19 protein-coding genes and 1 pseudogene are annotated in these 21852 nt (G+C 71.8%); 12 read left to right on the top strand and 8 right to left on the bottom strand.

The genetic code is table 11. The features are described 5' to 3' along the window. Positions 1-15: 15 nt before the first annotated feature. From ACODT5_RS35340 to ACODT5_RS35330, 3 genes and pseudogenes are all read left to right on the top strand, one after another. Positions 16-981 (top strand): annotated as a pseudogene (locus tag ACODT5_RS35340) (RNA-guided endonuclease InsQ/TnpB family protein); the annotation flags it as partial. Positions 982-1210: 229 nt separating this feature from the next. Continuing rightward, a complete protein-coding gene (locus tag ACODT5_RS35335) occupies positions 1211-1342 on the top strand; it encodes a hypothetical protein (protein WP_422525279.1) in 132 nt (43 codons plus the stop codon). A gap of 139 nt (positions 1343-1481) precedes the next feature. Further along, entirely contained in the window at positions 1482-1904 is a 423-nt protein-coding gene (locus ACODT5_RS35330) for an NAD(P)H-dependent oxidoreductase (protein ID WP_422523162.1), read from the top strand. Positions 1905-1979: 75 nt separating this feature from the next. Here the strand turns inward: ACODT5_RS35330 and ACODT5_RS35325 are convergent, their stop codons facing one another. Further along, positions 1980-2978, bottom strand: coding sequence for a LuxR C-terminal-related transcriptional regulator (locus ACODT5_RS35325; protein WP_422523161.1), 999 nt, complete (start codon positions 2976-2978; stop codon positions 1980-1982). Positions 2979-3144: 166 nt separating this feature from the next. Between ACODT5_RS35325 and ACODT5_RS35320 the strand changes: the two genes are divergently transcribed. The 4 genes from ACODT5_RS35320 to ACODT5_RS35305 all read left to right on the top strand — a co-directional run bounded on the left by ACODT5_RS35320 (position 3145) and on the right by ACODT5_RS35305 (position 7251). Beyond that, on the top strand, positions 3145-3540 hold the full coding sequence (locus ACODT5_RS35320; protein ID WP_422523160.1) for a hypothetical protein: 396 nt from the start codon (positions 3145-3147) through the stop codon (positions 3538-3540). A gap of 147 nt (positions 3541-3687) precedes the next feature. Further along, the gene (locus ACODT5_RS35315; RefSeq protein WP_422523159.1) at positions 3688-3867 is read left to right on the top strand and encodes a hypothetical protein; all 180 of its coding nucleotides are present in this window, start codon (positions 3688-3690) and stop codon (positions 3865-3867) included. Between the two features lie 303 nt (positions 3868-4170). Then, complete coding sequence (locus ACODT5_RS35310; protein ID WP_422523158.1) at positions 4171-5799, top strand: CHAP domain-containing protein; 1629 nt, start codon at positions 4171-4173, stop codon at positions 5797-5799. Between the two features lie 189 nt (positions 5800-5988). Further along, positions 5989-7251, top strand: a complete 1263-nt coding sequence (locus tag ACODT5_RS35305) for a transglycosylase family protein (RefSeq protein WP_422523157.1) — start codon at positions 5989-5991, stop codon at positions 7249-7251. A 96-nt stretch (positions 7252-7347) separates the two neighbouring features. Here ACODT5_RS35305 and ACODT5_RS35300 read toward each other — a convergent pair whose 3' ends face one another. From ACODT5_RS35300 to ACODT5_RS35290, 3 genes are all read right to left on the bottom strand, one after another. Continuing rightward, the gene (locus tag ACODT5_RS35300) at positions 7348-9000 is read right to left on the bottom strand and encodes a transporter (RefSeq protein WP_422525132.1); all 1653 of its coding nucleotides are present in this window, start codon (positions 8998-9000) and stop codon (positions 7348-7350) included. Positions 9001-9026: 26 nt separating this feature from the next. Then, a complete protein-coding gene (locus ACODT5_RS35295) occupies positions 9027-9899 on the bottom strand; it encodes an ABC transporter ATP-binding protein (protein ID WP_422523156.1) in 873 nt (290 codons plus the stop codon). Between the two features lie 179 nt (positions 9900-10078). After that, positions 10079-10759: a bifunctional DNA primase/polymerase gene (locus ACODT5_RS35290; protein ID WP_385374815.1), complete on the bottom strand. Its 681-nt coding sequence runs from the start codon at positions 10757-10759 to the stop codon at positions 10079-10081. Between the two features lie 219 nt (positions 10760-10978). Between ACODT5_RS35290 and ACODT5_RS35285 the strand changes: the two genes are divergently transcribed. After that, entirely contained in the window at positions 10979-12358 is a 1380-nt protein-coding gene (locus tag ACODT5_RS35285; protein ID WP_422523155.1) for an NsdA family TPR-like regulatory protein, read from the top strand. A 242-nt stretch (positions 12359-12600) separates the two neighbouring features. After that, positions 12601-14049, top strand: a complete 1449-nt coding sequence (locus tag ACODT5_RS35280; RefSeq protein ID WP_422523154.1) for a hypothetical protein — start codon at positions 12601-12603, stop codon at positions 14047-14049. A 198-nt stretch (positions 14050-14247) separates the two neighbouring features. Here the strand turns inward: ACODT5_RS35280 and ACODT5_RS35275 are convergent, their stop codons facing one another. Beyond that, on the bottom strand, positions 14248-15594 hold the full coding sequence (locus ACODT5_RS35275; RefSeq protein ID WP_422523153.1) for an ABC transporter substrate-binding protein: 1347 nt from the start codon (positions 15592-15594) through the stop codon (positions 14248-14250). A 231-nt stretch (positions 15595-15825) separates the two neighbouring features. Here ACODT5_RS35275 and ACODT5_RS35270 point away from each other — a divergent pair, with 231 nt between their 5' ends. Both ACODT5_RS35270 and purU read left to right on the top strand, forming a co-directional pair. Beyond that, a complete protein-coding gene (locus tag ACODT5_RS35270) occupies positions 15826-16272 on the top strand; it encodes an SCO4402 family protein (RefSeq protein WP_422525131.1) in 447 nt (148 codons plus the stop codon). A gap of 19 nt (positions 16273-16291) precedes the next feature. Continuing rightward, positions 16292-17167 (top strand): formyltetrahydrofolate deformylase, encoded by an 876-nt coding sequence (gene purU, locus ACODT5_RS35265; protein ID WP_422523152.1) that lies wholly within the window; start codon positions 16292-16294, stop codon positions 17165-17167. A 46-nt stretch (positions 17168-17213) separates the two neighbouring features. Here the strand turns inward: purU and ACODT5_RS35260 are convergent, their stop codons facing one another. Both ACODT5_RS35260 and ACODT5_RS35255 read right to left on the bottom strand, forming a co-directional pair. Further along, positions 17214-18578, bottom strand: coding sequence for a maleylpyruvate isomerase N-terminal domain-containing protein (locus ACODT5_RS35260; protein ID WP_422523151.1), 1365 nt, complete (start codon positions 18576-18578; stop codon positions 17214-17216). Next, a complete protein-coding gene (locus tag ACODT5_RS35255; protein WP_422523150.1) occupies positions 18575-19153 on the bottom strand; it encodes a sigma factor in 579 nt (192 codons plus the stop codon). The genes ACODT5_RS35260 and ACODT5_RS35255 overlap by 4 nt, the downstream gene beginning before the upstream one ends. A 337-nt stretch (positions 19154-19490) precedes the next feature. On the opposite strand from ACODT5_RS35255, the gene ACODT5_RS35250 reads away from it, so the two are divergent. Further along, positions 19491-20018: an EF-hand domain-containing protein gene (locus tag ACODT5_RS35250; RefSeq protein ID WP_422523149.1), complete on the top strand. Its 528-nt coding sequence runs from the start codon at positions 19491-19493 to the stop codon at positions 20016-20018. A gap of 245 nt (positions 20019-20263) precedes the next feature. Here ACODT5_RS35250 and ACODT5_RS35245 read toward each other — a convergent pair whose 3' ends face one another. Beyond that, positions 20264-21814: an AMP-binding protein gene (locus ACODT5_RS35245; RefSeq protein WP_422523148.1), complete on the bottom strand. Its 1551-nt coding sequence runs from the start codon at positions 21812-21814 to the stop codon at positions 20264-20266. Positions 21815-21852 lie beyond the last annotated feature (38 nt).

The following is a 21852-nucleotide window of genomic DNA, read 5'->3' as shown; positions in this document are numbered from 1 at the left end:
TCCAATCGTAGTGCGGTGTTTGGCGTGCAACTCCGTTACCAGTACCGCGTCTATCCGACGCCTGGTCAGGCGATCAGCGCCCGTCGGGTGTTCGGGTGCAAGCGCGTGGTCTGGAACGATGCGCTGTCCCGGGTCAAGCCCGTCAAGGCGTCGAACAAGCTGCTCGGCAACCCGAGCCGGCGAACCGCCGAGGGTCCGTACCTGCGGGTCCCGAAGAACCCGGACCTGTCCAAGGCTCTGATCACCACCGCGAAGAAGACCGTGGAGCGGGCCTGGCTGTCCGATGCCCCGGTCGGTGTGCTGCAACAGACGCTGCGGGACCTGGACAAAGCGTGGGCCGCGCATGAGGACTCCAAGACCGGCAAGCGCAAGGGTCCCAAGGTTGCTCCCCCTCGCTTCAAGTCGAAGAGGGATAATCGGGAGTCCGCCCGTTTCACCGCCTCTGACCGGTTCAAGATCCTTGATGACGGCAAGCTGTGCCTGCCGAAGATCGGAGACGTGCGGGTCAAGTGGACCCGCGATCTGCCCTCCGTCCCGTCGAGCGTGACGCTGATCAAGGACCGTTCCGGGAGGTACTGGGCCTCCTTCGTGGTCGAGACCGACCCGGCCGCCGACATGCTTCCGCCAGCTGATTTCGACCAGGGCATCGACCTGGGCCTGACCCGGTTCGCGGTCCTCGCGGACGGGACGCACATCGCCTCACCGAAGTACCTGCGGCGGGCGGAGAAGAAGCTGAAGAAGCGGCAGCGGGAGCTGTCGCGGAAGAAGAAGGGATCGAACAACCGGGGCAAAGCCCGAATCAAGGTCGCCCGCGCTCACGCCCAGGTGGCGGATGCGCGCCGGAACTTCCACCACCAGTGGTCTCACAGGCTGATGAGCGAGAACCAAGCCGTCTTCGCGGAGACCTTGAACGTACGTGGAATGGCGCGTGGCCACCTGGCCAAAAGCGTGCACGACGCGGGCTGGTCCCAATTCCTGATGTTCTGCGAGTACGGAGGAAGCAGGAACCCACCCGAAGCGGGTGGTCTCCCACACGGGGTGACCACCCGCAGGCGGAGAATCCTCGCCCTCCAGGGCGATTGGAGGAAGTCAATTCGACCTGTTCCCCGAGTGGATCGGCCGGGCCGCGGGTTGGCTGGCGGACGGCAGCCTGCGCACCGAGGAGACCGTCGTCGACGGCATCGAGCACGCCCCGGAGGCCTTCCTCGGCATGATGCGCGGCGCGAACACCGGCAAGATGCTGGTCCGCCTCGCCCCGGAGGCCGCCGCCTCCCCGGAAGCCGCCCCCTCCCCGGAACCCGCCGCCGCGCAGGCGGCCGTGCTCCCCACCGATGCCCGATGAGCGCCGCCCTGGTCGTCCTGGCCCACCCCCGAGGCGATTCCCTGACCGCCCAGCTGGCCCGACGCGCGGTGGCCCGGCTGGAGGCCGACGGCCACACGGTCGACGTACTCGATCTGCACGCCGAGGGCTTCGACCCCGGATGGGGACCGAGGACGAGCCGGACTGGTCGGACCCCGACAAGGAGTACTCCGCCGAGACCCGGGCCCACATGGACCGGATCGCCGCCGCCGAGATCCTCGTGGTGGTCTTCCCGCTCTGGTGGTTCGGCCTGCCGGCCATCCTGAAGGGCTGGGTCGACCGGGTCTGGAACAACGGCTTCGCCTACGGCCGCAGCCACCCGCTCCTGAAGGGCAAGCGCATGGTCTGGATCCCGCTGGTGAGTTACCCGGAGGCGAAGTTCAAGGAGCTGGGCTGGGACGAGCCGGTGGACCGCCTGCTGCGCGTCGGCATCTCGGAGTACTGCGGCATCGAGGAGGCCACCGTCCACTTCGTCTACGACTCCCTGACCGCGGGCGAGTCGGCCCTGGCCGAGGCGGACGCGGCCCTGGCTCCACAGCTCTAGAGCCGTGCGCATCGGCGGGAGCGGCTGAGGGGGTGCCCGGCCCCCACGGGCCGGGCACCCGTCTCGCGTTGCGCGCTACTCCGTGCCGGGGAGCCAGCCCCACTGGACCGCGCGGACGCCGAATTCGAACCGGCTCGCAGCACCCAGCCGTTCCATCAGCCCGTTGGCCAGTCGCCGGGCCGTGCGCGGCGAGACCGCGAGCCGTTTGGCGATCGCCTCGTCGGTCAGGCCCTGCGCCAGCAGCCGGATCACCGTGGTCTCCTGCGGGCTGAGCCCCTCCTCGTCACGCTCCTCAGGGGCGCTGCCCAGGGGCCTTGCGGTCGACCAGACGTTCTCGAAGAGTGCGCACAGCGCCGTCAGCGTTCCCTGGCCGGTGAGGACCACCGCGCCCGCCCCGCTGTCTTCGTTGCTGACCGGGATGACCGCGGTGGTCCGATCGAAGATCATCAGCCGGGTCGGCAGGTCGGGGGCGGTGCGTACCTCCCCGCCGAGCTCACCCAGCCACGTCGTGTAGGCCACGGTGATCTGACTGTTGCGCACGCTGTCCTGGTACAGGGTGCGCATCCGCACGCCGCGGCCCAGCAGCGCGAGGTCGTTCGCCTTCGAGGCCTCTTGAGTGTCCGGCCGCTGCCCTCCGCCGGGTGCGAACGTCATCAGCTCGGACCGGACCCCGTGCGCCAAGCCGGTGATCCGGGTCCGAATCTCGTCCAGGCCCACCAGCTGCTCGACGCCGGGACTGGAGGCGGTCGGGCTCAGATCGGCGAACTCCGCGATCAGCTGGGCGGCGGCCGCGCGCGACGACTCGATGCGCAGTTGCTGCGCCGCGAGCTCCGCCTGCTGGCGGGCCATCAGGATCTCCATGCCGACCTCGGGTGGGACGGCGTGGAGCTCTCCCTCCCGTTCGTAGGACGGGCGGATCAGGGCCAGCTCGCTGAGCTGGTCCAGACTGTTCCGGATGTCTGCCTCGGATACGCCGAGACGGTCGGCAAGAGCACGCACTCCGTCGCGCGGGTGCGCGAGCATGACGCGGTAAACGGCCTCAGCGGTCGCGTCGAGGCCAAGAGTTGCAAGCACAGCGGTTCCCCCCCCCCTGTGTACCCCCGTGAATCAGGGGACGCAGATCATCGTACGCGGGGTCCAGCGAGGGGCCGGGGCGGTCCTTGGCCGCTTCCGGCCAGGGACCGAAGAGTCCACCTTCAAGCCGTATGCCCGATGTGAAGAATTCGGGATCGTGGAGTGCATGTACCTCGTTCACGCGGCCCTCCGCGCTCCCGCGCCCGGCACTCAACTCCCGCCGCACGCAGGCGAACTCATTCACGCGTTCGCCAGTGCCAGTGCCAGTGCCAGTGCGAGTGCCAGTGCCGACGCCTGTGGCCCGGTGGAGCACGTTTCCGCGCATCCGCACGCCCTGCCGGATCCGACCCTCGGCGTCTATCTGCTCGCGGACAGCCTGAACGAGGCGGAACGGCGTACGGAGGCGCTGTGCCGCCGCGCCTTCGAGGAGGTGCCGGCCCTGTGGGGCTGGACGGTCGGGCGCGTCGGCGCACCTCTGGTCACGCCGTACTACGAGCACCTCCTGGCGGCCGCTTCCGGCCTTGCTGGACGGAAGGGTCCAGGTCCGGTTCCGTCCAGCTGAAAGCCCTTCCACCCGCCGTGACCTGCGACGAAAGTAGTGATCGCCGGAAGGGAACACCGCCCCGAAGGCAACACCGGAGGAAACGTCACCGCGGGACGTGAGACCGGGAAATGCCACTCATCCCAGCTTTCGCAAAGGACCACTCCCATGCTTCGCACCCGCCTCGCCAAGGCCGCCGCGGTCACCACTCTCGCCCTCGCCGCGATCACCCCGGTTCTGGCCGGCCAGTTCACCGCCGCCACCACCACCGCCGACGAGACCCGCATCACCGCGACCACCGGCTGGCAGACCGCCCCCGTCGGCAAGCTCACCACCGGCTGGCAGTAACCGGCCCCGCCGCCGGGGGAGCAGCGCCCTGGCGCCACCCCGTCGCGGCCCACGAACTTCACCGCAGGACCGCAGGACCGCCTGACCGCAGGACCGCCTGACCGCCTGACCGCAAGATCGCAAGACCGCCTGACCCGCCAGACCGCCCCACCGCGCGCCGCATCCACCGGCCTGACAGCTGCTCCTGCAGGGCAGCCGTCCCACCGCCCGGCCGGCGCGCCCCCACTCTTCGGCCCTCACCAGGCCCGTCTGCGGAACCCGCAGCGACACCACACTTCCTTTCACGCCATCAGGAGCTTCGCCATGTCCCGCACCATCAAGACCATCGCCATCCGCATCGCCTCCACCTCCGCCCTGGCGGCAACGGCGTTCACCATGGTGGTCGTCAACCCGGCCAGCGCCTCGCCGCTGACCGACGGAATCTCCGCCACCGCCCGTGCCGAGAACGGCAACGGAGCCTGTGCACACGGTGGTTACGACGGCGGCCCGAACCAGACCAACAGCTGCAGCGGCGGCGTCACCGCCCATGCCTGGTGCGCCGACTTCGCCGGCTGGGTCTGGTCCCGCAATGCGGTCACGGGTCTGGCCAGCCTGGACGACCGTGCGGCCAGCTTCATGGACTACGGCAAGAAGTACGGGACGATCTCCAGCACGCCGCACGTCGGTGACGCGGTGGTCTACAACTACAACGGCAGCAACTACGCAGACCACGTGGCCCTGGTGACGGCGATATCCGGCAACACGGTCACCATCACGGGCGGCAACCAGGGCGCCCGCCCCGGCTACGTCAGCACCAACCCCACCACCAGCTGGAAGGTGGGTGACAGGCCCTGGGGCCAGACCATCAGCGGCTACGTCTCCCCGGCCGGCAGCTCGACGCCCTCCCTCCCGAACCCGGCTTCGCTGGCCGAAGGCACGCTCGTGAAGTCGGCGAGCAGCCCGTCCGTCAAGGTGATGATCAAGGGAGCCGGTCTCGCGGTGGCGGGCTCCGACGTCACTCCCGGCAAGTACGACCTGAGCAAGGTCGTCACCATCGACGACCAGGCCTTCCGCTCCCTCTCCAGCGCCCCGCCGTCGGGCACCGTGGTCCACGACCAGGCCGGCGGTGCGGACCGGTACGTGATCGTCGGTGACGCCGCGCTCAAGATCGGCGGCGCCGACTGGGTCGCCGGCGGCTACAACACCCGTGCTGACATGGGCGTTCCGACCGCATGGCTGAAGGCTGCCGCCCAGCGCACGGTGGCGACCGGCATCGTGGTCATGGACCAGTCGGGTACCGACCCGTCCCGCTACGTCATGGTTGCCGGCTCGGCGCTGCACATCTCGGGCTCGGAGTGGACGGCCAACGGCTACGACAAGCAGACGCTGATGGGTGTTCCGGCCGAGTGGCTGAAGGGCGTCGTGGCGAAGCCGCTGAAGTCCGGCACGGTCGTCATGAACCAGTCGGGCACCGACTCCTCCCGCTACGTCATGGTGGGCGGCACGCCGGTGGGCATCTCGGCCACCGAGTGGACGAGCGTCGGCTTCGACGAGATGTCCCTCATGGGCGTCCCCGGTGAGTGGCTCGGCTCGGCGGTGACCAAGCAGGTCGCCAACGAGACCGTCGTCAAGGACGCCTCCGGGGCCTCCGCTTCGGTCTACGTCATGGCCGGTGGCGTCGCCGCACCGCTGACCAACGCCGACTTCACCGGCTTCGGCTACGACCAGCGCCCCCTGGACGGTGCCCCCGCCGCATGGCTGGCATCGGCCGCCGCCAAGACGGCCCCCGCCAACGGCACGATGATCAAGTCGCTGGACAACGCCACCGTCTGGGAGATCGTGAACGGCAAGAAGCGCGCCATGGCGGGCTCCGAGTTCGGTGCCGGCAAGCGCAGCTTCGACGATGTCGTCGGTGTCGGCAGCGCCTTCATCGCGAAGTTCCCGACCGCCTGATCCCGGTCGCTTCCAGCGCCACCGCTGAGTACCACCAGTGAGCGCCGCCACTGAGCACCGCCACTGAGCACCGCCACTGAGCGCCACCACTGAGCACCGCCCCTGAGCCGCCCGGCCCGAACAGGCCGGGCGGCTCGGTCCCGGCTGCTCCGCCGCCGACACCCAGACCTGCTGCCCGAGGGAATCCCGATGCGCTCCGCCGCCGCCCGCAAGAACACCGCACTCGCCACCGCCGCCACCGCCCTGCTGGCCCTCGCCGCCCCGCTCCTCGCGAGCACCCCCGCCTCCGCCGCTTCCATCGCGACCTGGGACAAGGTCGCGCAGTGCGAGGCCAGCGGAAACTGGCAGATCGTCGACCGCACCGGGACCTACTTCGGTGGTCTGCAGATATCCATGCCGACCTGGCGTGCCTACGGCGGTACGCAGTACGCCGCCCGCGCCGACCAGGCGACCAAGCAGCAGCAGATCCTGATCGGCGAGAAGATCCTGGCCGGGCAGGGCCAGGGTGCCTGGCCCCACTGTGGCCCCGCCTCGGGCCTCGGAGCCGACCACGCGAACCCGTACCCCACCGCCCCGACCTACCCGGCTCCCTCCTCCCTGGCCAGCGGCACCCTGGTGAAGTCGCCGAACGGCCCGGAGGTACGGGTGATGATCGCCGGGGCCGGTGTTCCGGTGGCCGGTTCGGACGTCGCCCCGGACCGCTACGACCTGGGCAAGGTCGTGGTCATCGACCCCAACGCCTTCAACGGGCTGCCCAGCGCCCCGCCCGCCGGCACCGTGGTCCACGACCAGGCCGGCGGCGCCAACCGGTACGTGATCATCGACGGTGCCGCGCTGCCGATCTCCGCATCGGACTGGACCGAGAACGGCTACAACCTCCGTGCCGACTACGGCGTCCCGACCGCCTGGCTGCAGGCCGCGGCGCAGCGGACCGTGTCGACCGGCCGCGTGGTGATGGACCAGACCGGCAACGACCCCTCCCGCTACGTGGTCGTGAACGGTGCGGCGCTGCACATCTCGGCTTCCGAGTGGACCGCCAACGGGTACAACCAGCAGGCCCTGATGGGCGTTCCGACCGACTGGCTGGCCTCCGCGGCGACCCGGCAGATGCCCAACGGTTCCATCGTCAAGGAGGTCTCGGGCGCCGACTCCACCGTCTACGTCATGGCCGGTGGCGTGGCGGTCCCCCTGACCAACGCCGACTTCATCGGCTTCGGCTACGACAAGCGTCCGCTGCTCGGCACCCCGGGCGGGTGGCTGGCCTCGGCCGCCGCGAAGGCCGCCCCGTCCAACGGGACGATGCTGCTCTCCCCGAACAGCGCCACGGTCTGGGAGATCGTGGGCGGCAAGAAGCGGGCGATGGCGGGCTCCGAGTTCGGCGCGGGCAAGCGCAGCTTCGACGACGTGGTCAGCGTCGGCAACGCCTTCACGGCGAAGTTCCCGACCGTCTGATCGCCCGCATCGCAAGCGAACGGGCCGTGGGCCTCCGCTCCCTGGGGAGCTGAGGCCCACGGCCCGTTTCGGCTGCCTCCGCCGGTACGCGGCCGGTCAGCCCTTGCTGACCGCCAGCAGGATCTCCGGGAGTTTGCGCACCACCGTCGGGGCCGCGAGGCGCAGGCCGGCCCAGGTGGCCAGCGTGCCCCAGGCCACGCCCAGGGGGAGCAGGATCCAGGCCAGGGACTTGTGGTCCGTGGAGCTGAAGTAGACGGCCAGGGCGATCAGCGGCGAGCTGACCAGTGCCGAGGCGAGCATGCCGCCGATGAGGGCCGCCCACGCCAGGGCGCCCTGGCCCGGGGCGACGCTCTTGAAGGCGCCGTCGGTCGGGATCGAGTACGCGAGGTGGGCGGACGCCAGGGCTCCCGTGCACAGCATCGAGCCGAGCAGGGCCAGTGCCAGGCCCAGGGCGCCGGGGAGGCCGGCCCAGTCGCCGAGCAGGCCCGCCGTGACCGCCGCGACCAGCACGGTGAAGGGCACGGTGACCAGCGCGAGGGCCAGGGCGCGGGCGCGCAGTTCCACGTACGCGTCCCGGGTGCTCGAAATGGTCTGCGCGACCATCCAGAACGCCGAGGTGTCCTGCCCGAACTGGTTGTACATCTGCAGGCCGAGCATGCCCGAGGCGAAGCAGGCCAGGTATACCGAGCCGCCGCCCTGGACGGCGTTGGCGACCGGGATGATCAGGCCGAGCGCCAGGGCCGACACCCACGCCGCCTTGGTCTTCGGGTCGCGCACCATGTAGCGCAGCACGCGCTGGGCGGCCGCGCCCGTACGGTCGTCCGGCAGGAGCGACCAGCCGCCGCCTGCCGCGCCGTTCGCCGGCTTCTTCTTCTCCTTGGCAGCCGCGATCGTCGAACCGTCGGGGGTGACCATCAGCTTGGTCAGGCTGCGCTCCCAGAACCAGAGCAGCAGGCCGAGGGCCGCGACCGTGATGAGGAGCTGGGCAGTCGCGATCCCGTACGCGCCCTCGCTCGCGGAGTCCACCATCCCGAGGGCCGTCGCGGGCGGCAGCCAGCGCACGACCGCCCCGGCCGGCTCCAGCTTGTCCAGGCCGCCGGTCTGGAACAGCCGCTGGGCGGCGAAGTTCGCCGCCTGCGCGCCGATCGCGATCAACAGGCCGCTGAGCAGCGCGAGGTCGCGCCCCTTGCGGCTGGTCAGCAGCCGGACGTTGGCCGTGGCCACCGTCCGGGCCAGCGCGACGCAGCCGACCAGCAGCAGCGGTACGGCCAGTACGGCGGCAACCGCGCCGGCCGCGCCCCGGGCGACGGCGATCACCGAGCCGACGGCCAGGCAGAGCGTGAACAGCGGCCCGATGCCGACGAGCGAGGCGGCCAGCATGGCCCGTACGAGCGGACGCGGGCGCAGCGGCAGCATGACCAGCCGGGTCGGGTCGAGCGTCTCGTCGCCGGTGGAGAAGAACAGCGGGACGAACGTCCAGCACAGGGCCGTGGTCGCCGCCAGCAGGACGACGACCGCGCCGGCGTGCGCGTTGCCGCGCAGCACGGTGAGGCCGAGCGTGGCGAGGAAGGCGATGACGAGCGCGAAGGCGAGGGCGCCGAAGTAGGCGGCCTTGCGCATCGGGGAGCCCTTGAGGCCGTTGCGCAGGAGGGACAGCTTGAGGCGGACGAAGATCGGGGTGATGTTGACGGAGGCAGCCGTGGAGGCGGACGTGGCGGCGGACCCGGATGCGGGCGCCGGAGCACGCATCGGCGTCGGCGTGGGCGTCGGCGTGCTCATCGGACGCCCGCCCCGTTGCTCCCGCCGTTGGCCGCGGCCCCGCCGCCGAGCCAGTCCAGGGACTCGCCCGTGGCCCGGCCCTGCGCTCCGACCAGCTGGAGGAACGCGGCCTGCAGCGAGGGCGCGTCGCCCCGTACGTCGGCCAGCGGGCCGGCGGCGCGGATCCGGCCGGAGGCCATCACGGCCACCCAGTCGCACAGCGACTCGACGAGCTCCATGACGTGGGAGGAGAAGACGACCGTGGCTCCGGAGGAGGTGTAACGTTCCAGCACTCCGCGGATGGTCTGCGCGGACACCGGGTCGACGCCCTCGAACGGCTCGTCCAGGAACAGCACTTCGGGGTTGTGGAGCAGCGCGGCCGCCAGGCCGATCTTCTTCCGCATGCCCGTCGAGTAGTCGACGATCAGCTTGTGCTGCGAACCGGCCAGGTCCAGGATGTCCAGCAGCTGCGTGGCCCTGCTGTCCGTCTCCTTGCCCGGCAGTCCGCGCATCCGGCCCATGTAGCCGAGCAGTTCCCGGCCGGAGAGCCGCTCGAAGAGCCGCAGCCCCTCCGGCAGCACGCCGATCCGGGACTTCACCGCCACCGGGTCCGCCCACACGTCGTGGCCGGCGACGAAGACCCGGCCCATGTCCGGGCGCAGCAGCCCGGTCACCATCGAGAGGGTCGTCGTCTTGCCCGCGCCGTTCGGCCCGACCAGGCCGATGAACTGTCCGGCCGGCAGCTCCAGATCGATCCCGGACACGGCCACTTGCTCGCCGAACCGCTTCCACAAACCCTCGACCCGTACGGCGGGTGCGGCGGCCGGTGCCGGTCGTGCACCGCCGCCCGTTCCGTCCGCTCCGCCGATGGCAACGCCCTGGTCCGGCATGCGCCTGCCTCTCGTTCTGTTCCCCGTGTCCTGCTTTTCTCACCATAGGAGGAGGGGGAGAGGCCGAGCAGTTACTTATGTCATGAGTTTCCGTGCAGGGATCTCCGCTGGTCAGGGCGGAGCGGAGCGCATGGAGCGGGCGGAGAGGCCGGAGCGGAGGAGAGCGGGCGGCGCGGGGATCACGCCGTGCGGCGGGCCCGTTCCGCCGCCGCCTCGCGGCCGCACGCGTAGGCCAGGGCGTCGATCAGCTCCTCCACGTCCGGCAGCCACCGGTTCGCGGCCGTGGGCGGCTGCGCCCACTGCACGCAGCCGCGTCCGCCGATCCGCGTCGGCGGCGCGGCCACGTACTCACCCTCGCCGCGCGCGACCAGGTCGAGTTGGGCCGGCTGCCAGCCGATCTTGCGCAGCAGGTCGGGCACCTTCGCCCCGGCGCCGGGCAGGACGAAGAACAGCATCCGCCCCGCCGGATTGGCGATCACCGGTCCGAGGGTGCGCTGCATGCGCTGGAGCCGGGCCAGCGCGAGGAAACCGGCCGCGTCCGGGACGTCGAGGGCGTCGAAGGTCCGGCCGGTGGGCAGCAGGATGGCGGCCTTCGGGTTCTTGCCCCAGAGCCGCCTGACCTGCACGGCGCTGCCCGAGGCCTGCGAGGCCCAGTCCTTCCCCGCCGCGTGCGCGCCGGGCGCCGGGCACTGGGCGCCCCCGCACGAGCACTGCTCCCGCCCGTCGACGGACTCCAGCCAGGTGCCGGCGAAGACATCCCAGTGCCGTTCTTCCGTGTACCGCACGGCATGGTCCAGCAGCGACTCACTGCGCTGCAGGGGGATGGGCGCGGTCTCCGTGACTCCGATGGTCTCTTCCACGTGCAACACAACTCTTGCGGTCACCGGGGGTTACGGGCGTAAACCGGCCGGGCTGCGGAGCATCGATCCTGCATGCGGGGCGCATCGGTGCATCACGGGGGGCGCGTAGGAGGCCGGGGCGCCGGAGGTGGGTAGCGACAGGACCCATTGGGGAAGATTCCCCGCACATCAGGCGGGAAGTGATCATTCGAACGATCACCCGCGTCTCTGGGGGTTTTCATGGCAGCCAGGCCTCTCGTCGCCCGCCAGCCGAACGAACGGCTGCAGGCGCTCATCCAGGAAGCCGGGTGCTCCAATGCCGGGCTCGCCCGGCGCGTCAACATGTGCGGGGCCGAGCACGGCCTCGACCTGCGCTACGACAAGACCTCCGTGGCCCGCTGGCTGCGCGGGCAGCAGCCGCGCGGCCGGGCGCCCGGGATCATCGCCGAGTCGCTGGGCCGCAAGCTCGGCCGGACCGTCACCATCGACGAGATCGGCATGGCCAACGGCAAGAACCTCGCCTCGGGGGTGGGCCTGCAGTTCTCCCCGACCGTCATCGGGGCGATCGAGCAGGTCAGCGAGTTGTGGCGGAGCGATGTGGGCCGGCGCGACTTCCTGTCCGGATCGAGCGTGGCCTCCTCGGCGCTGGTCGAGCCGAGCCGCGACTGGCTGATCACCGGGGCCGACGCGCAGGTCGCGCGCAGCGGCGGCTCACGGGTCGGGATGTCGGACGTGGAGGCGGTACGGGCCACCACGCAGGCACTGAAGGACCTCGACCACCGCTTCGGCAGCGGGCACGTGCGCCCGGTGGTCGTGCACTACCTCAACTCGGTCGTCTCCGGTCTGATCGGCGGCTCGTACCGGGAGCCGGTAGGCCGGGCCCTGTTCGCGGCGGTCGCCCGACTGACCGAGCTGGCGGGCTACATGGCGGTGGACACGGGCCAGCCGGGGCTTGCGCAGCGGTACTACATCCAGGCCCTGCGGCTCGCGCAGGCGGCCGGTGACCGGGCGTACGGGGGCTACGTCCTGGCGGCGGCGATGAGCCACCTGGCGGCGGAGCTGGGCAACCCGAGGGAGATCGCGCAGCTCGCGAGAGCGGCGCAGGAGGGCACGCGGGGCCAGGTCACCCCCCGGGTGGAGGCGATGTTCTACGCGGCGGAGGCGCGGGGGCACGCGTTGCTCGGTGACGCGCGGTCGACGGCGGTGCTGTCCTCGCGGGCGGTCACCGCGCTGGAGCGGGCGGAGCCGGAGTCGGGGGACGACCCGGAGTGGATCCGGCACTTCGACGGGGCGTACCTCGCGGACGAGCTGGCGCACTGCCACCGTGACCTGGGGCAGGCCGACGCGGCGGCGAGGCGTGCGGAGGAGGCGCTGCGGGACCTTCCGGCGGGGAAGGCGCGGCGCCGGGCGATCGGGCTGCTGCTGTTGGCGGCGGCGCGGGTGCAGCAGCGTGAGGTGGAGGCGGCCTGTCAGACGGCGACGCAGGCTGCGGAGGTTCTGGCGGGGATCCGCTCCAACCGCGGGGCGGTGTACCTGGAGGACTTCCGCACCCGGCTGGACCCCTACCGGGAGGAGCCGGCCGCTCGGGAGTTCACGGCCCGCCTGGAGCCGGTGGGCTGACCGCCCTCGCCGCCGCTCCCGGGGACCGGTCCCCGGACCCCTGCGCCTCGAACGCCGGCGGGGCTGGGGTGTGGTGGGGGTCGGCTCGTCCGTGCGGGTGGCCGCGGGGCGGGGCTGCGGGCGGGGCGTGGGCCGGGGTGGGGATGATCTTCGGTGGGGGCGGGCCTGCCGGGGGAGGGGGGTGACCGGGTAGCGTGAGCCGACGGTTCCGCGGACGCGGACAGGTCGGAGAGGGAGTCCCGGTGACGGAGAGCGGACAGGGCGGCAGCCCGCAGGCAGGCGCGCCGTGGGGCCGGCCCGCACAGCCGCCGGCGGAGCCGCCCGCGCAGCCGGGCGGGGAGCCGGAGTACGTGCAGGGCCCGCCCTCCTACGGCTACCCCGCACCCGGAGGCCCCTCCTACGGCTACCCGCAGGGTCATGTGGTCGGCCCCGGCTACGAGGGCCCCGGAGACCCGCACGGCTACGGCTACCCGCCGCTGCCGGAGGCCGCCACCCAGTACATCGCGCCGGTCCCCGCGTACGGCGAGGCGGCGACGCAGTACATCGCACCGGTCCCCGCCGCCCCCGCGTACGGCGAGGCGGCTACGCAGTACATCGCGCCGGTCCCCGCGGCCCCCGCGTACGGCGAGGCGGCTACGCAGTACATCGCGCCGGTCCTCGCGGCCCCGGCGTACGGCGAGGACGCTACGCAGTACATACCGCCCGTCCCCGCGGCCCCCGCGTACGGCGAGGACGCCACCCAGTACATCGCGCCCGTCCCGGCAGCCCCTTCCCATGACGAGGCCGCGACGCAGTACATCGCGCCGGTTCCGGCCGCGCCGGCCGATCCCGCCGCCGGGTTCGACGGGATGTTCCGGGGGGACACGCAACTGCTGCCCCCCATCGAGGAGCCGGTGCTCCCGCAGCAGCCGCGCCGGCCCCAGCCGCAGCAGCAGCACCCGCACCCGCAGTACGCGCAGCAGCGTCAGCCCCAGCACCAGTCCCAGCAGTACGCGCCGCCGCCGCAGCAGTATCAGCAGCAGCCTGCGCACTATCAGGAGCCGCCGCTCGGCCCCGCCCCGCGCAGGGTCTCGCCCGCGATCATCGGCGCCGTCGTCATCGGCCTGGCCGTCGTCGGGCTCGGGGTCGGTGCGATGCTCGGTGACGGGAAGGCGCAGAACAACGATCCGGCCGCCATCGCGCCCACCCCCACCCCCGGCAGCTCCGCCGCGGACAAGGGGGAGGCTCCGCTGGATCCCGCGCAGCCGCAGGCGGTCCAGCTCGACAAGCTCCTCGCGGACAGCAACGACAGCCGGGCCTCGGTGATCAAGGCCGTCGAGGACATCAAGAGCTGCAGCAACCTGGGCGGGGCGGCCAACGACCTGCGTGACGCGGCCCGGCAGCGCGAGGGGTTGGTGACCCGGCTCCAGGAGCTGAAGGTGGACCAGCTCCCGAACGACGCGAAGCTGACCGCGGCCCTCACCAAGGCGTGGAAGTCCTCCGCCGAGGCCGACAACAGCTATGCGGACTGGGCGGACGACGTGAGGTCCGACGACAAGTGCAAGGACGGCAAGGCCAGGACGACCCGCAACGCCTCCGAAGGCAACAAGGCGAGCGGCGACGCCACCCGGGCGAAGGAGACCGCGGCGAGCCTGTGGAACTCCATCGCCGGCAAGTACGGCCTCACCAAGCGTGACAAGAGTCAGCTCTAGGGCCTGTCGTCACACTCCCGTCGTCGCCCGAAGGGCGGCCTTGCGGCGTCTGGTGCGTGCTCTCGGCGTGCCGGGCGGAGGCCTGCGTACTGGACGTACTTGGCTTTCGCCCGGTGCGGCGAGAGCGCGTGCCAGGCGTCGTGAGGCAGACGGGAGTTTGACGACAGGCCCTAGGACGGACGGGCGGCGCAGCAGGTCCTAGCTCGAACGGGGGGCGCCTTCCAGGGTCTTGGTCATGTCCATGGACGGCTCGCCGCCCGGCTGGGCCACCAGGCGTCCCTGCTGGACGATTTGGAAGGTGACCCGGCCGTTGACCATGCGGGGGAAGCCGGCGACGGCGCGCATGTCCTCGTAGCGCCAGCTGAGGTCGGGGGTCAGGCCGCCGGTGTTGACGGGGTCGGACTGGTTGAGCTTGCGGGTGAGGGCGCGGCCCGTGAGCTTCTCGTCCTCCTTGAACCGCTTCACCGTCTCGCTGAACACCGTGTACGCGATCCAGGTGGTCTGGGCGCCGCTGTCGTCGGGGTCCACGGCGTTGTCGCCGAAGGCGTGGTCGGAGATCACGTTGCGCATCTGCGTCCACAGGGGATCGGCGGCGACCGGGTACCAGCTCGTGACGTACGCGCCCTCGAAGGGGCTCTCCTTGCCGCCGGTGCGGTCGACCAGGGCCTGGCTGACCGAGCCCAGCACCGAGGAGACCTGCGGTTTGCGGTTCTGGGAGTCGGCGCGGCGGAAGGCGTCGAAGAAGGTCTCGGTGCGGGCGCCGAGGACGGCGGCCACGCAGCCCTTCTCCTTGCCGTCCTTGCCGTCCTTCGCGGAGGAGGCGGCGCCCTTCGAGGCGCCGCCGGGGGAGGAGGCGGCCAGTGCCTCGCCGGCCTGGACGCGGAGGTCCGCGGAGTCCTCGGCGGCCCGGATGTCGCTGGCCTCGGGCATCTGGTTGGCCTGGAGGCCGGCGTTGAGCTGGATGGGCAGGGAGTCGCCGGCGAGGGTGTCGGGGCGGACCAGGGCGACCTTGGCGCAGGTGCGCCCCAGCTGGTGGCCGGCTCCGGCCATGAGGACGGGCTGGCCGCCGTTGACGGGGTAGGAGAGCGGGGACCGGAACTCCTCGGAGGAGACTCCGTAGCCGCCGATGAAGGGGATGCCCTCGGCTTCCAGCGGGGCCAGGAAGGCGCGTCCGTGCTGGCTGTAGGAGCCGATGACGGCGACGGCCTTCTCGGCGACCGCCTTGCGGGAGCAGTCGGCGGCGCCGGTGGGCGTGTTGCGCTCGTTGCAGGTCAGGACGCGGAGCTTGCGCCCGTTGATGCCGCCCTTGGAGTTGACCCAGCGCTCGTAGGCCTTGGCCATGCCCGGCATGCCCGGCATGTTGGTCGCCTTGGAGTTCTCCGGGGCGAAGGTCATGACGGTGAGGGTGTCGGCGTCCCCGGGGCCCCCCGAGCCCCCGGGGATCACCCCGCAGCCGGCGACGAGACACGCGCCCATCGCCATGGCCGTGGTCCGGGCCAGAAGGGTGCGGGAGAGTGCTGCTGCGACGCGTCGCCGGGTGGTCATGTGCATGCACCATTCCGCGTCAGGGGTAACTGAGGAGTGAGGTGCGTGCAACATCGGGTGACGTCGAGGTGAATTACGGGTGTCACCCACACGGTGAGTGAGCACCGGGCGGGTCCGAGGTCCCGGGTCCGGGCGCCTGAAGATCACGCCGGACGGGAACGTACGATCGAAAGCGTGACATTCGCCCAAGGTTCGAAGAACTCTTCCCGCCGCGGCGGCCGCTCCTCCACCATGGGCGGCATGCCCCTCAACGACATGCCGTGGTGGCGCTGGCGCAGCAACGTGCGCTCGGCGCTGCACATGCTTTCCGACCCCGCGTTCCAGGAGGACACCTGGCTGGCCGGCGCCGAGGGGTACGGGGACGTCACCGACGCCGTGTACCGGCTCGTCGAGGACACCTGGCTCGACAGCTGGTCCGCCGACAAGTACGTCGGCACGATCTTCCGCGACTCGCAGGAGGCGGCCCTGGTGGACCTCGCCGTGCTGCGCGTGCTGCGGATCATGCACCAGATAGGCGCCGACGCCCCGGTCTCCGGTTACCTGGAGCATCACGCCTGGCCGGAGGCGGTACGGGCCGCGCGCGAAGCCCACGTACGGCTGGCGACGGCGGACGGGGACGACCCGGACGCGCGGCCGTCCTCACTGGACGTCCTGAGGATCCTCACGCGCGCGGTGTGATGTGGAAGGCTGTGGGGTCATGAGCGACGACCCGCAGCCCCAGGCCCCGCAGCAGTACGTACTGACCCTCTCATGCCCGGACAAGCAGGGCATCGTGCACGCCGTGTCCAGCTACCTGTTCATGACCGGGTGCAACATCGAGGACAGCCAGCAGTTCGGCGACCGCGACACCGGCCTCTTCTTCATGCGGGTCCACTTCGAGGCCGACGCTCCGGTGACCGTGGAGAAGCTGCGGGCCAGCTTCGCCGCGATCGGCGACTCCTTCCGGATGGACTGGCAGATCCACCGCTCCGACGAGCGCATGCGGATCGTGCTGATGGTGTCGAAGTTCGGGCACTGCCTCAACGACCTGCTCTTCCGCCACCGGATCGGCGCGCTGCCCGTGGAGATCGCGGCGGTGGTCTCGAACCACACCGACTTCGAGGAGCTGGTCGGCTCGTACGGGGTGCCGTTCGTGCACATCCCGGTGACGAAGGACACGAAGGCGGCGGCGGAGGCCCGGCTGCTGGAGCTGGTGCGGGAGGAGAACGTCGACCTCGTCGTGCTCGCGCGGTACATGCAGGTGCTGTCGGACACCCTGTGCAAGGAGCTGAGCGGGCGGATCATCAACATCCACCACTCGTTCCTGCCGAGCTTCAAGGGCGCGAAGCCGTACCACCAGGCGCACGCGCGGGGCGTGAAGCTGATCGGTGCGACCGCGCACTACGTGACGGCGGACCTCGACGAGGGCCCGATCATCGAGCAGGAGGTCGAGCGGGTGGGGCACGAGGTCACCCCGGACCAGCTCGTGGCGATCGGGCGGGACGTGGAGTGCCAGGCGCTGGCGCGGGCCGTGAAGTGGCACAGCGAGCACCGGGTCCTGCTGAACGGGACCCGGACGGTTGTCTTCGCCTAGGCCCGGACGCGGGCCGCGCCCCGGCCCCGCGCAAGCCCGGCGGGGCCTACATGCGGCTCAGCGAGGCCGCCGCGAAGAGGACGTCGCGGATGGCCTCGCGGTCGCCGTTCTGGCCGACCGCGGCCTCCTCCGGGGAGATGTGGCCTGCGGCGAGCTGGCAGAATTCGGCGCCGTCCAGGGCGATCCGGGCCACCGTGTGGTCCGGTGAGGGCTTCGCCGCGGGGGAGTCCAGGGCGATGTCCCAGCCGCCGCCTCCCGCACCCTCGATCTCCAGGTGCAGGGTCCGGCCCGGCGCCCCCGCCGCGACCAGCCCGCGCGGCGGCGCCGCCAGCCCCGCCCGCCGGCGCCCGGCCAGGGCCGCCGGCAGGAGCCGGGCCGCCAGGTCGATCATCCGGTTCAGGTGGGGCGCGGACGGCGGCTCGTACGGATAGTCCACCGCCTCCGCGATGTCCACGGCGTGGACCCAGCACTCGAAGGCCCGCTCCAGGAAGGCGTCCCCGAGGGGCAGGGCGAAGGCGCCGTACTCCACGTCCAGTTCGGCGACGCCGCGGCCCGCGAAGGACACCGTGCGGACCAGGGTGTGGCCCTGCTCGCGCCACGGCTCGCGGACCCGGCGGGTGGTCGGGTACGGGGAGTCCTCCCAGAACCGCTCCGTGCGCTCGGTCGGGGTGCCCGCGGGCGCGTCCCGGCCCAGCGGGTCGTCCAGGCCCAGCGCGGCCGCCACGAGGCCGTCCACCGCCAGCAGGTGCCCGATGACCCCGGCCACCGTGGTCCGGCGCGTCTGGCGGCGCTCCTCCTCGAACCACTTCAGCCGGACCGGGGTGTGCCACTCCGAGTCCCCGAAGTCCCGTAGCAGGGCGTCCAGCCGGGCCGTCTCGGTGTCGTACGGGCTCGCCCACAGCGGGACCGGGATGCGGGCCGGGCGCTTGCCGAGGCAGTCCTCCAGCACGCGCGAGCGCAGCAGCGGCTTGAGGTCGAGGCTCTCCTCCGGGTGCAGCAGTCCCACGGCGTCGCGCAGCCGCAGCGCCTCCTCGGCGCACCGTGCGCACTCGGTGAGGTGGTCCTCGACGGCCTGGGTCTCCTCCGCGGAGCAGGCCGCCAGGGCCCAGGCGCCGAGCAGGGACTTCAGTACGGCGTGGGTGGGCGGCGGCGCGGCCGGGACGGGCTCGGGCTCGGGCTCGGGCTCGGCGGGCACCGGTACGGGCGGGAAGCTCGTGACCTGCGGGTACTCCGTGTACTTCGCGTCGTCGAGGTCGGTCAGGTCGGTCAGGTCGTCCAGGTGGTCGAGGTCGTCGGCCGCCCCGCGCGGGCCCGGTATGCGAGCGGGGCCGCCGGGGCGCTGGGGCAGCTCGTACTCTTCGCCGTCTTCCTCGCCGAATTCTTCGCCGAAGGGGCTGGGCGGCATCGTCATCGGGCCGTTCCAAATCCGGAGGGGCCGTACCCGGGCAGGACCGTGTCTTCGCGCGGAACGGTGTTGGCCGTGGACAGGAGTTGCAGGCCCAGGCGCAGCCGGCGCCGGGCCTCGTCCTCGCTGATCTGCAGGTCGGCGGCGGCCTGCCGGTAGTCGCGGCGCTTGAAGTAGGCGAGTTCCAGCGCGGCCCGCAGGGGTGCGGGCATGGAGGTGACGATGAAGTCGGCGCGGGCCGCCGCGTTGGCGCTGCGCACCTTCTGCTCCAGTTCCTCGCGGGAGCCGTTGCCCAGTTCGGCCTGGCGCAGGCGGGCCACGGCCTGCCCCTGGGTGATGCGGGCGACCCAGGAGCGCATGGAGCCCTGTTTGGGGTCGTAGGCGTCCGGGTTCTCCCAGATGTAGCCGAAGACCTCGCGGGTGACCCGGTCGGCGCCCTTCTCGTCGCCGAGGACACGGTGGGCGAGGCTGTGCACGAGCGAGGCGAAGCGGTCGTACAGCTCGCCGAGCGCGGCGGCCTCGCCGCGGGCCAGGCGTTGTTGCATGCGGCGGTCCCAGCGCGGTGGTGCGTCCTTCGGCATCGTGCCCCCAGCCGGGATTCCGGTTTCGCAGCCGTGTGTCGACCACTCGAATGTAGTGGGCATGCAGCGGTTCGCGCCCGTTTTGCCAGAACCCCGTCCCGGAAGTGCGCCCTGCGTGATACGGGCGTCGCAGGGTGTGAACGGGGTGATGCGGCCGGGACACCGCTGTTGAGAAAGACGTGGGTACAGGCGTACGCGCCCCGTCGCGCTCCTCGTGCGCTGGTTCGATGCGGCCACCTCCTTGCCCGCTTCGCTTAACGCGCAGGCCACGTAGGCCTTACGCTCCTGTCCTGTCTTGAACTGACCCCACCGCACACGTGAAGGCGGAACGCCGAACATGGACAGCGCAGAATACGAGCGCAAGATCGCCGCCCGATTCGCCACCTTCGACCAGGACGGGTCCGGGTATATCGACCGGGAGGACTTCAGTACGGCGGCCAAGGCGGTCCTGGCCGAATTCGCCGTGGCGGCCCGGTCCGACAGGGGGCAGGCGGTGTTCGCGGGCGCGGAGGCCTTCTGGCAGGGCATGGCCGGCATCGCGGACGTGGACGGGGACCAGCGGGTGTCCCGCGAGGAGTTCGTCACGGGCGCGGCGAAGCGGCTGCGGGACAACCCGCACCGGTTCGCGGAGATCGCGCGGCCCTTCCTGCGGGCGGTGATCGCGGTGGCGAGCCCCGCCGAGGACACCGCCCGCGGCGCGACCCCGGAGGCGACGGCGCGCGTCCTGCGCGTGCTGGGCACCCCGGAGGAGCTGGCGGGCCCGGTCGCGGCGGCCCTGGACGCGGACGGCGACGGCCGCATCTCGGAGGACGAGATCCTGGCGGCCTTCGCCGGCTACTGCGGGGTGGCGGCGCCGGACGCGTAGGCCCTAGGGGGTGTCTTGCCGACCAGGCCGGGCTCGCGGGGTCTGGTGCCGCGCCTCGCCGCGTTGTCGTCACTCGCCGACGCTCCGCGTCGACTCCCTCCTCCGCCTTGCGATGCACGGCACCAGACCCCGCTCCCTGATCCGGCCCGATCGACAAGACACCCCCTGGCCGGGCGGGAGCGGGGAGGCGGGGCCGGAGTCCCGCAGCCCCGCCGCGCCCGTGGGCCGAGCCTGCCCGGCAGGGTCTACGCGAAGCGTTCGCGGAGTTTGTACTTGAGGACCTTGCGCAGGGCGTCGTTGCGGGGAAGCGCCTCGACCAGCACCAGCTGTTCCGGGAGCTTGTGGGTGGAGAGGCCCTCCGCGCGGAGGTACGAGGTCACGTCGGCCAGGGTCAGCGGGGCCGCGCCCGGGGGCTGTTCGACGACCGCGCAGACGCGTTCGCCGCGCTCCGGGTCCGGCAGGCCTATGACGGCCACGTCGGCCACGGCGGGGAGCTGGTGGAGCAGGTCCTCGATCTCCTTCGCCGAGATGTTCTCGCCCTTGCGGATGATGACGTCCTTGCTGCGGCCCGTCAGGACCAGGTAGCCGTCCTTGGTGAGGTGGCCGAGGTCGCCGGTGATCAGGTAGCCGTCGGCGTCGAAGACTCCGGTGTTCTGGTCCCGGTTGAGGTACCCCTGGCAGACCGCCTCGCCGCGCAGCCGGACCTCGCCGTCGGTGTCCGGCGGGAGGAGCGCGCCCTCCGGGGTGGTGATGCGGATGGACATGCCCTGCGGGGGCCGGCCCTCGGTGGTGGCGAGGTTCTGCGCGGTGTCGTCCGGGGCGCCCATCGTGATCATGGGGACCTCGGTCATGCCGTAGCCGTGGGTGAGCTGGCAGCCCAGCTCGCGGACGACCGCGTGGTAGATCTCCGGGGGCTTGGGGGCGCCGCCGCCCGCGAGGAGGCGGAGGGTGGGGATGAGTTTGGCGGACGGGGCCTTGCGCTGCTCGGTGAGGAACATCGAGTAGAAGGCCGTGGAGCCGCCGGCGACGGTGACGCCGTGGCGCCGGTAGCCGTCCAGGGCGTCGGGCATCGCGAACTTCTCGAACAGGACCGCCGGGAACCCGTAGAGCAGCAGCATCACCGTGTAGTCGGGGCCGGCGATGTGGGCGAACGGGAAGGCCATCGAGCCGACGTCGTGCGGTGACAGGTGCAGGGCGTGGGCCAGGCAGGAGCCGCCCGCGATGAGGGAGCGGTCCGTGTGCAGGACGCCCTTGGGGTCGGAGGTGGTGCCCGAGGTCCAGTAGATCCACCGGACCGAGACGCCCTCCTCGGGGGGTGGGGGGAGCACCGCCGGGTCGCCGGTGGGGAGGGACTCGTAGGCCTCGAAGACGCCGTGTGCGCCGAGGCGGTGCGCCATCGCCGTGTGGTCGAAGCCGCGCCAGACGCCGGGGACGGCGAAGAACTCCGCCTTCGACTCGCGCAGGGCGAAGCCGACCTCGCGGTCCCGGTAGAAGGGGATGACGGGCGTCTGGACGGCGCCGATCCGGGCGAGGGCCACCGAGAGCAGCACGGTCTCGATGCGGGTGGGGAGCTGCCAGGCGACCACCGTGCCGGGGCGCACGCCCATGCCGTGGAGGCCTGCCGCGACCTGCTCGGAGCGGTCGCGCAGTTCCGCGAAGGTCAGCCGGCGGTCGTCGGCGGGGTCTTCGGCGGCCTCGATGAGGACGGGTGCGTCGGGGGTCATGGCGGCCCGGCGGGTGATCAGGTCCCAGAGCGTCCGGGACCGGCTGAGTTCGACTGCGGTGCTGTCCGTCATCCCGGACCGACCTCCCCTGGCCGACATGACCTGACGGA

The sequence above is a fragment of the Streptomyces tatrensis genome (assembly GCF_049310065.1).
In the GTDB taxonomy this organism is placed as follows: domain Bacteria; phylum Actinomycetota; class Actinomycetes; order Streptomycetales; family Streptomycetaceae; genus Streptomyces.
Note: the sequence above shows the minus strand (reverse complement) of the source record. Positions and strands in the feature narration are given on the sequence as shown.

Coding starts and splice junctions, on each gene's coding strand:
- ACODT5_RS35300 (WP_422525132.1), bottom strand. CDS start 9,000: ATGCGTGCTCCGGCGCCCGCATCCGGGTCCGCCGCCACGTCCGCCTCC.
- ACODT5_RS35295 (WP_422523156.1), bottom strand. CDS start 9,899: ATGCCGGACCAGGGCGTTGCCATCGGCGGAGCGGACGGAACGGGCGGC.
- ACODT5_RS35315 (WP_422523159.1), top strand. CDS start 3,688: ATGCTTCGCACCCGCCTCGCCAAGGCCGCCGCGGTCACCACTCTCGCC.
- ACODT5_RS35335 (WP_422525279.1), top strand. CDS start 1,211: ATGATGCGCGGCGCGAACACCGGCAAGATGCTGGTCCGCCTCGCCCCG.
- ACODT5_RS35275 (WP_422523153.1), bottom strand. CDS start 15,594: ATGACCACCCGGCGACGCGTCGCAGCAGCACTCTCCCGCACCCTTCTG.
- ACODT5_RS35320 (WP_422523160.1), top strand. CDS start 3,145: ATGTACCTCGTTCACGCGGCCCTCCGCGCTCCCGCGCCCGGCACTCAA.
- ACODT5_RS35285 (WP_422523155.1), top strand. CDS start 10,979: ATGGCAGCCAGGCCTCTCGTCGCCCGCCAGCCGAACGAACGGCTGCAG.
- ACODT5_RS35245 (WP_422523148.1), bottom strand. CDS start 21,814: ATGACGGACAGCACCGCAGTCGAACTCAGCCGGTCCCGGACGCTCTGG.
- ACODT5_RS35250 (WP_422523149.1), top strand. CDS start 19,491: ATGGACAGCGCAGAATACGAGCGCAAGATCGCCGCCCGATTCGCCACC.
- ACODT5_RS35310 (WP_422523158.1), top strand. CDS start 4,171: ATGTCCCGCACCATCAAGACCATCGCCATCCGCATCGCCTCCACCTCC.
- purU (WP_422523152.1), top strand. CDS start 16,292: ATGAGCGACGACCCGCAGCCCCAGGCCCCGCAGCAGTACGTACTGACC.
- ACODT5_RS35260 (WP_422523151.1), bottom strand. CDS start 18,578: ATGACGATGCCGCCCAGCCCCTTCGGCGAAGAATTCGGCGAGGAAGAC.
- ACODT5_RS35305 (WP_422523157.1), top strand. CDS start 5,989: ATGCGCTCCGCCGCCGCCCGCAAGAACACCGCACTCGCCACCGCCGCC.
- ACODT5_RS35330 (WP_422523162.1), top strand. CDS start 1,482: ATGGGGACCGAGGACGAGCCGGACTGGTCGGACCCCGACAAGGAGTAC.
- ACODT5_RS35255 (WP_422523150.1), bottom strand. CDS start 19,153: ATGCCGAAGGACGCACCACCGCGCTGGGACCGCCGCATGCAACAACGC.
- ACODT5_RS35270 (WP_422525131.1), top strand. CDS start 15,826: ATGGGCGGCATGCCCCTCAACGACATGCCGTGGTGGCGCTGGCGCAGC.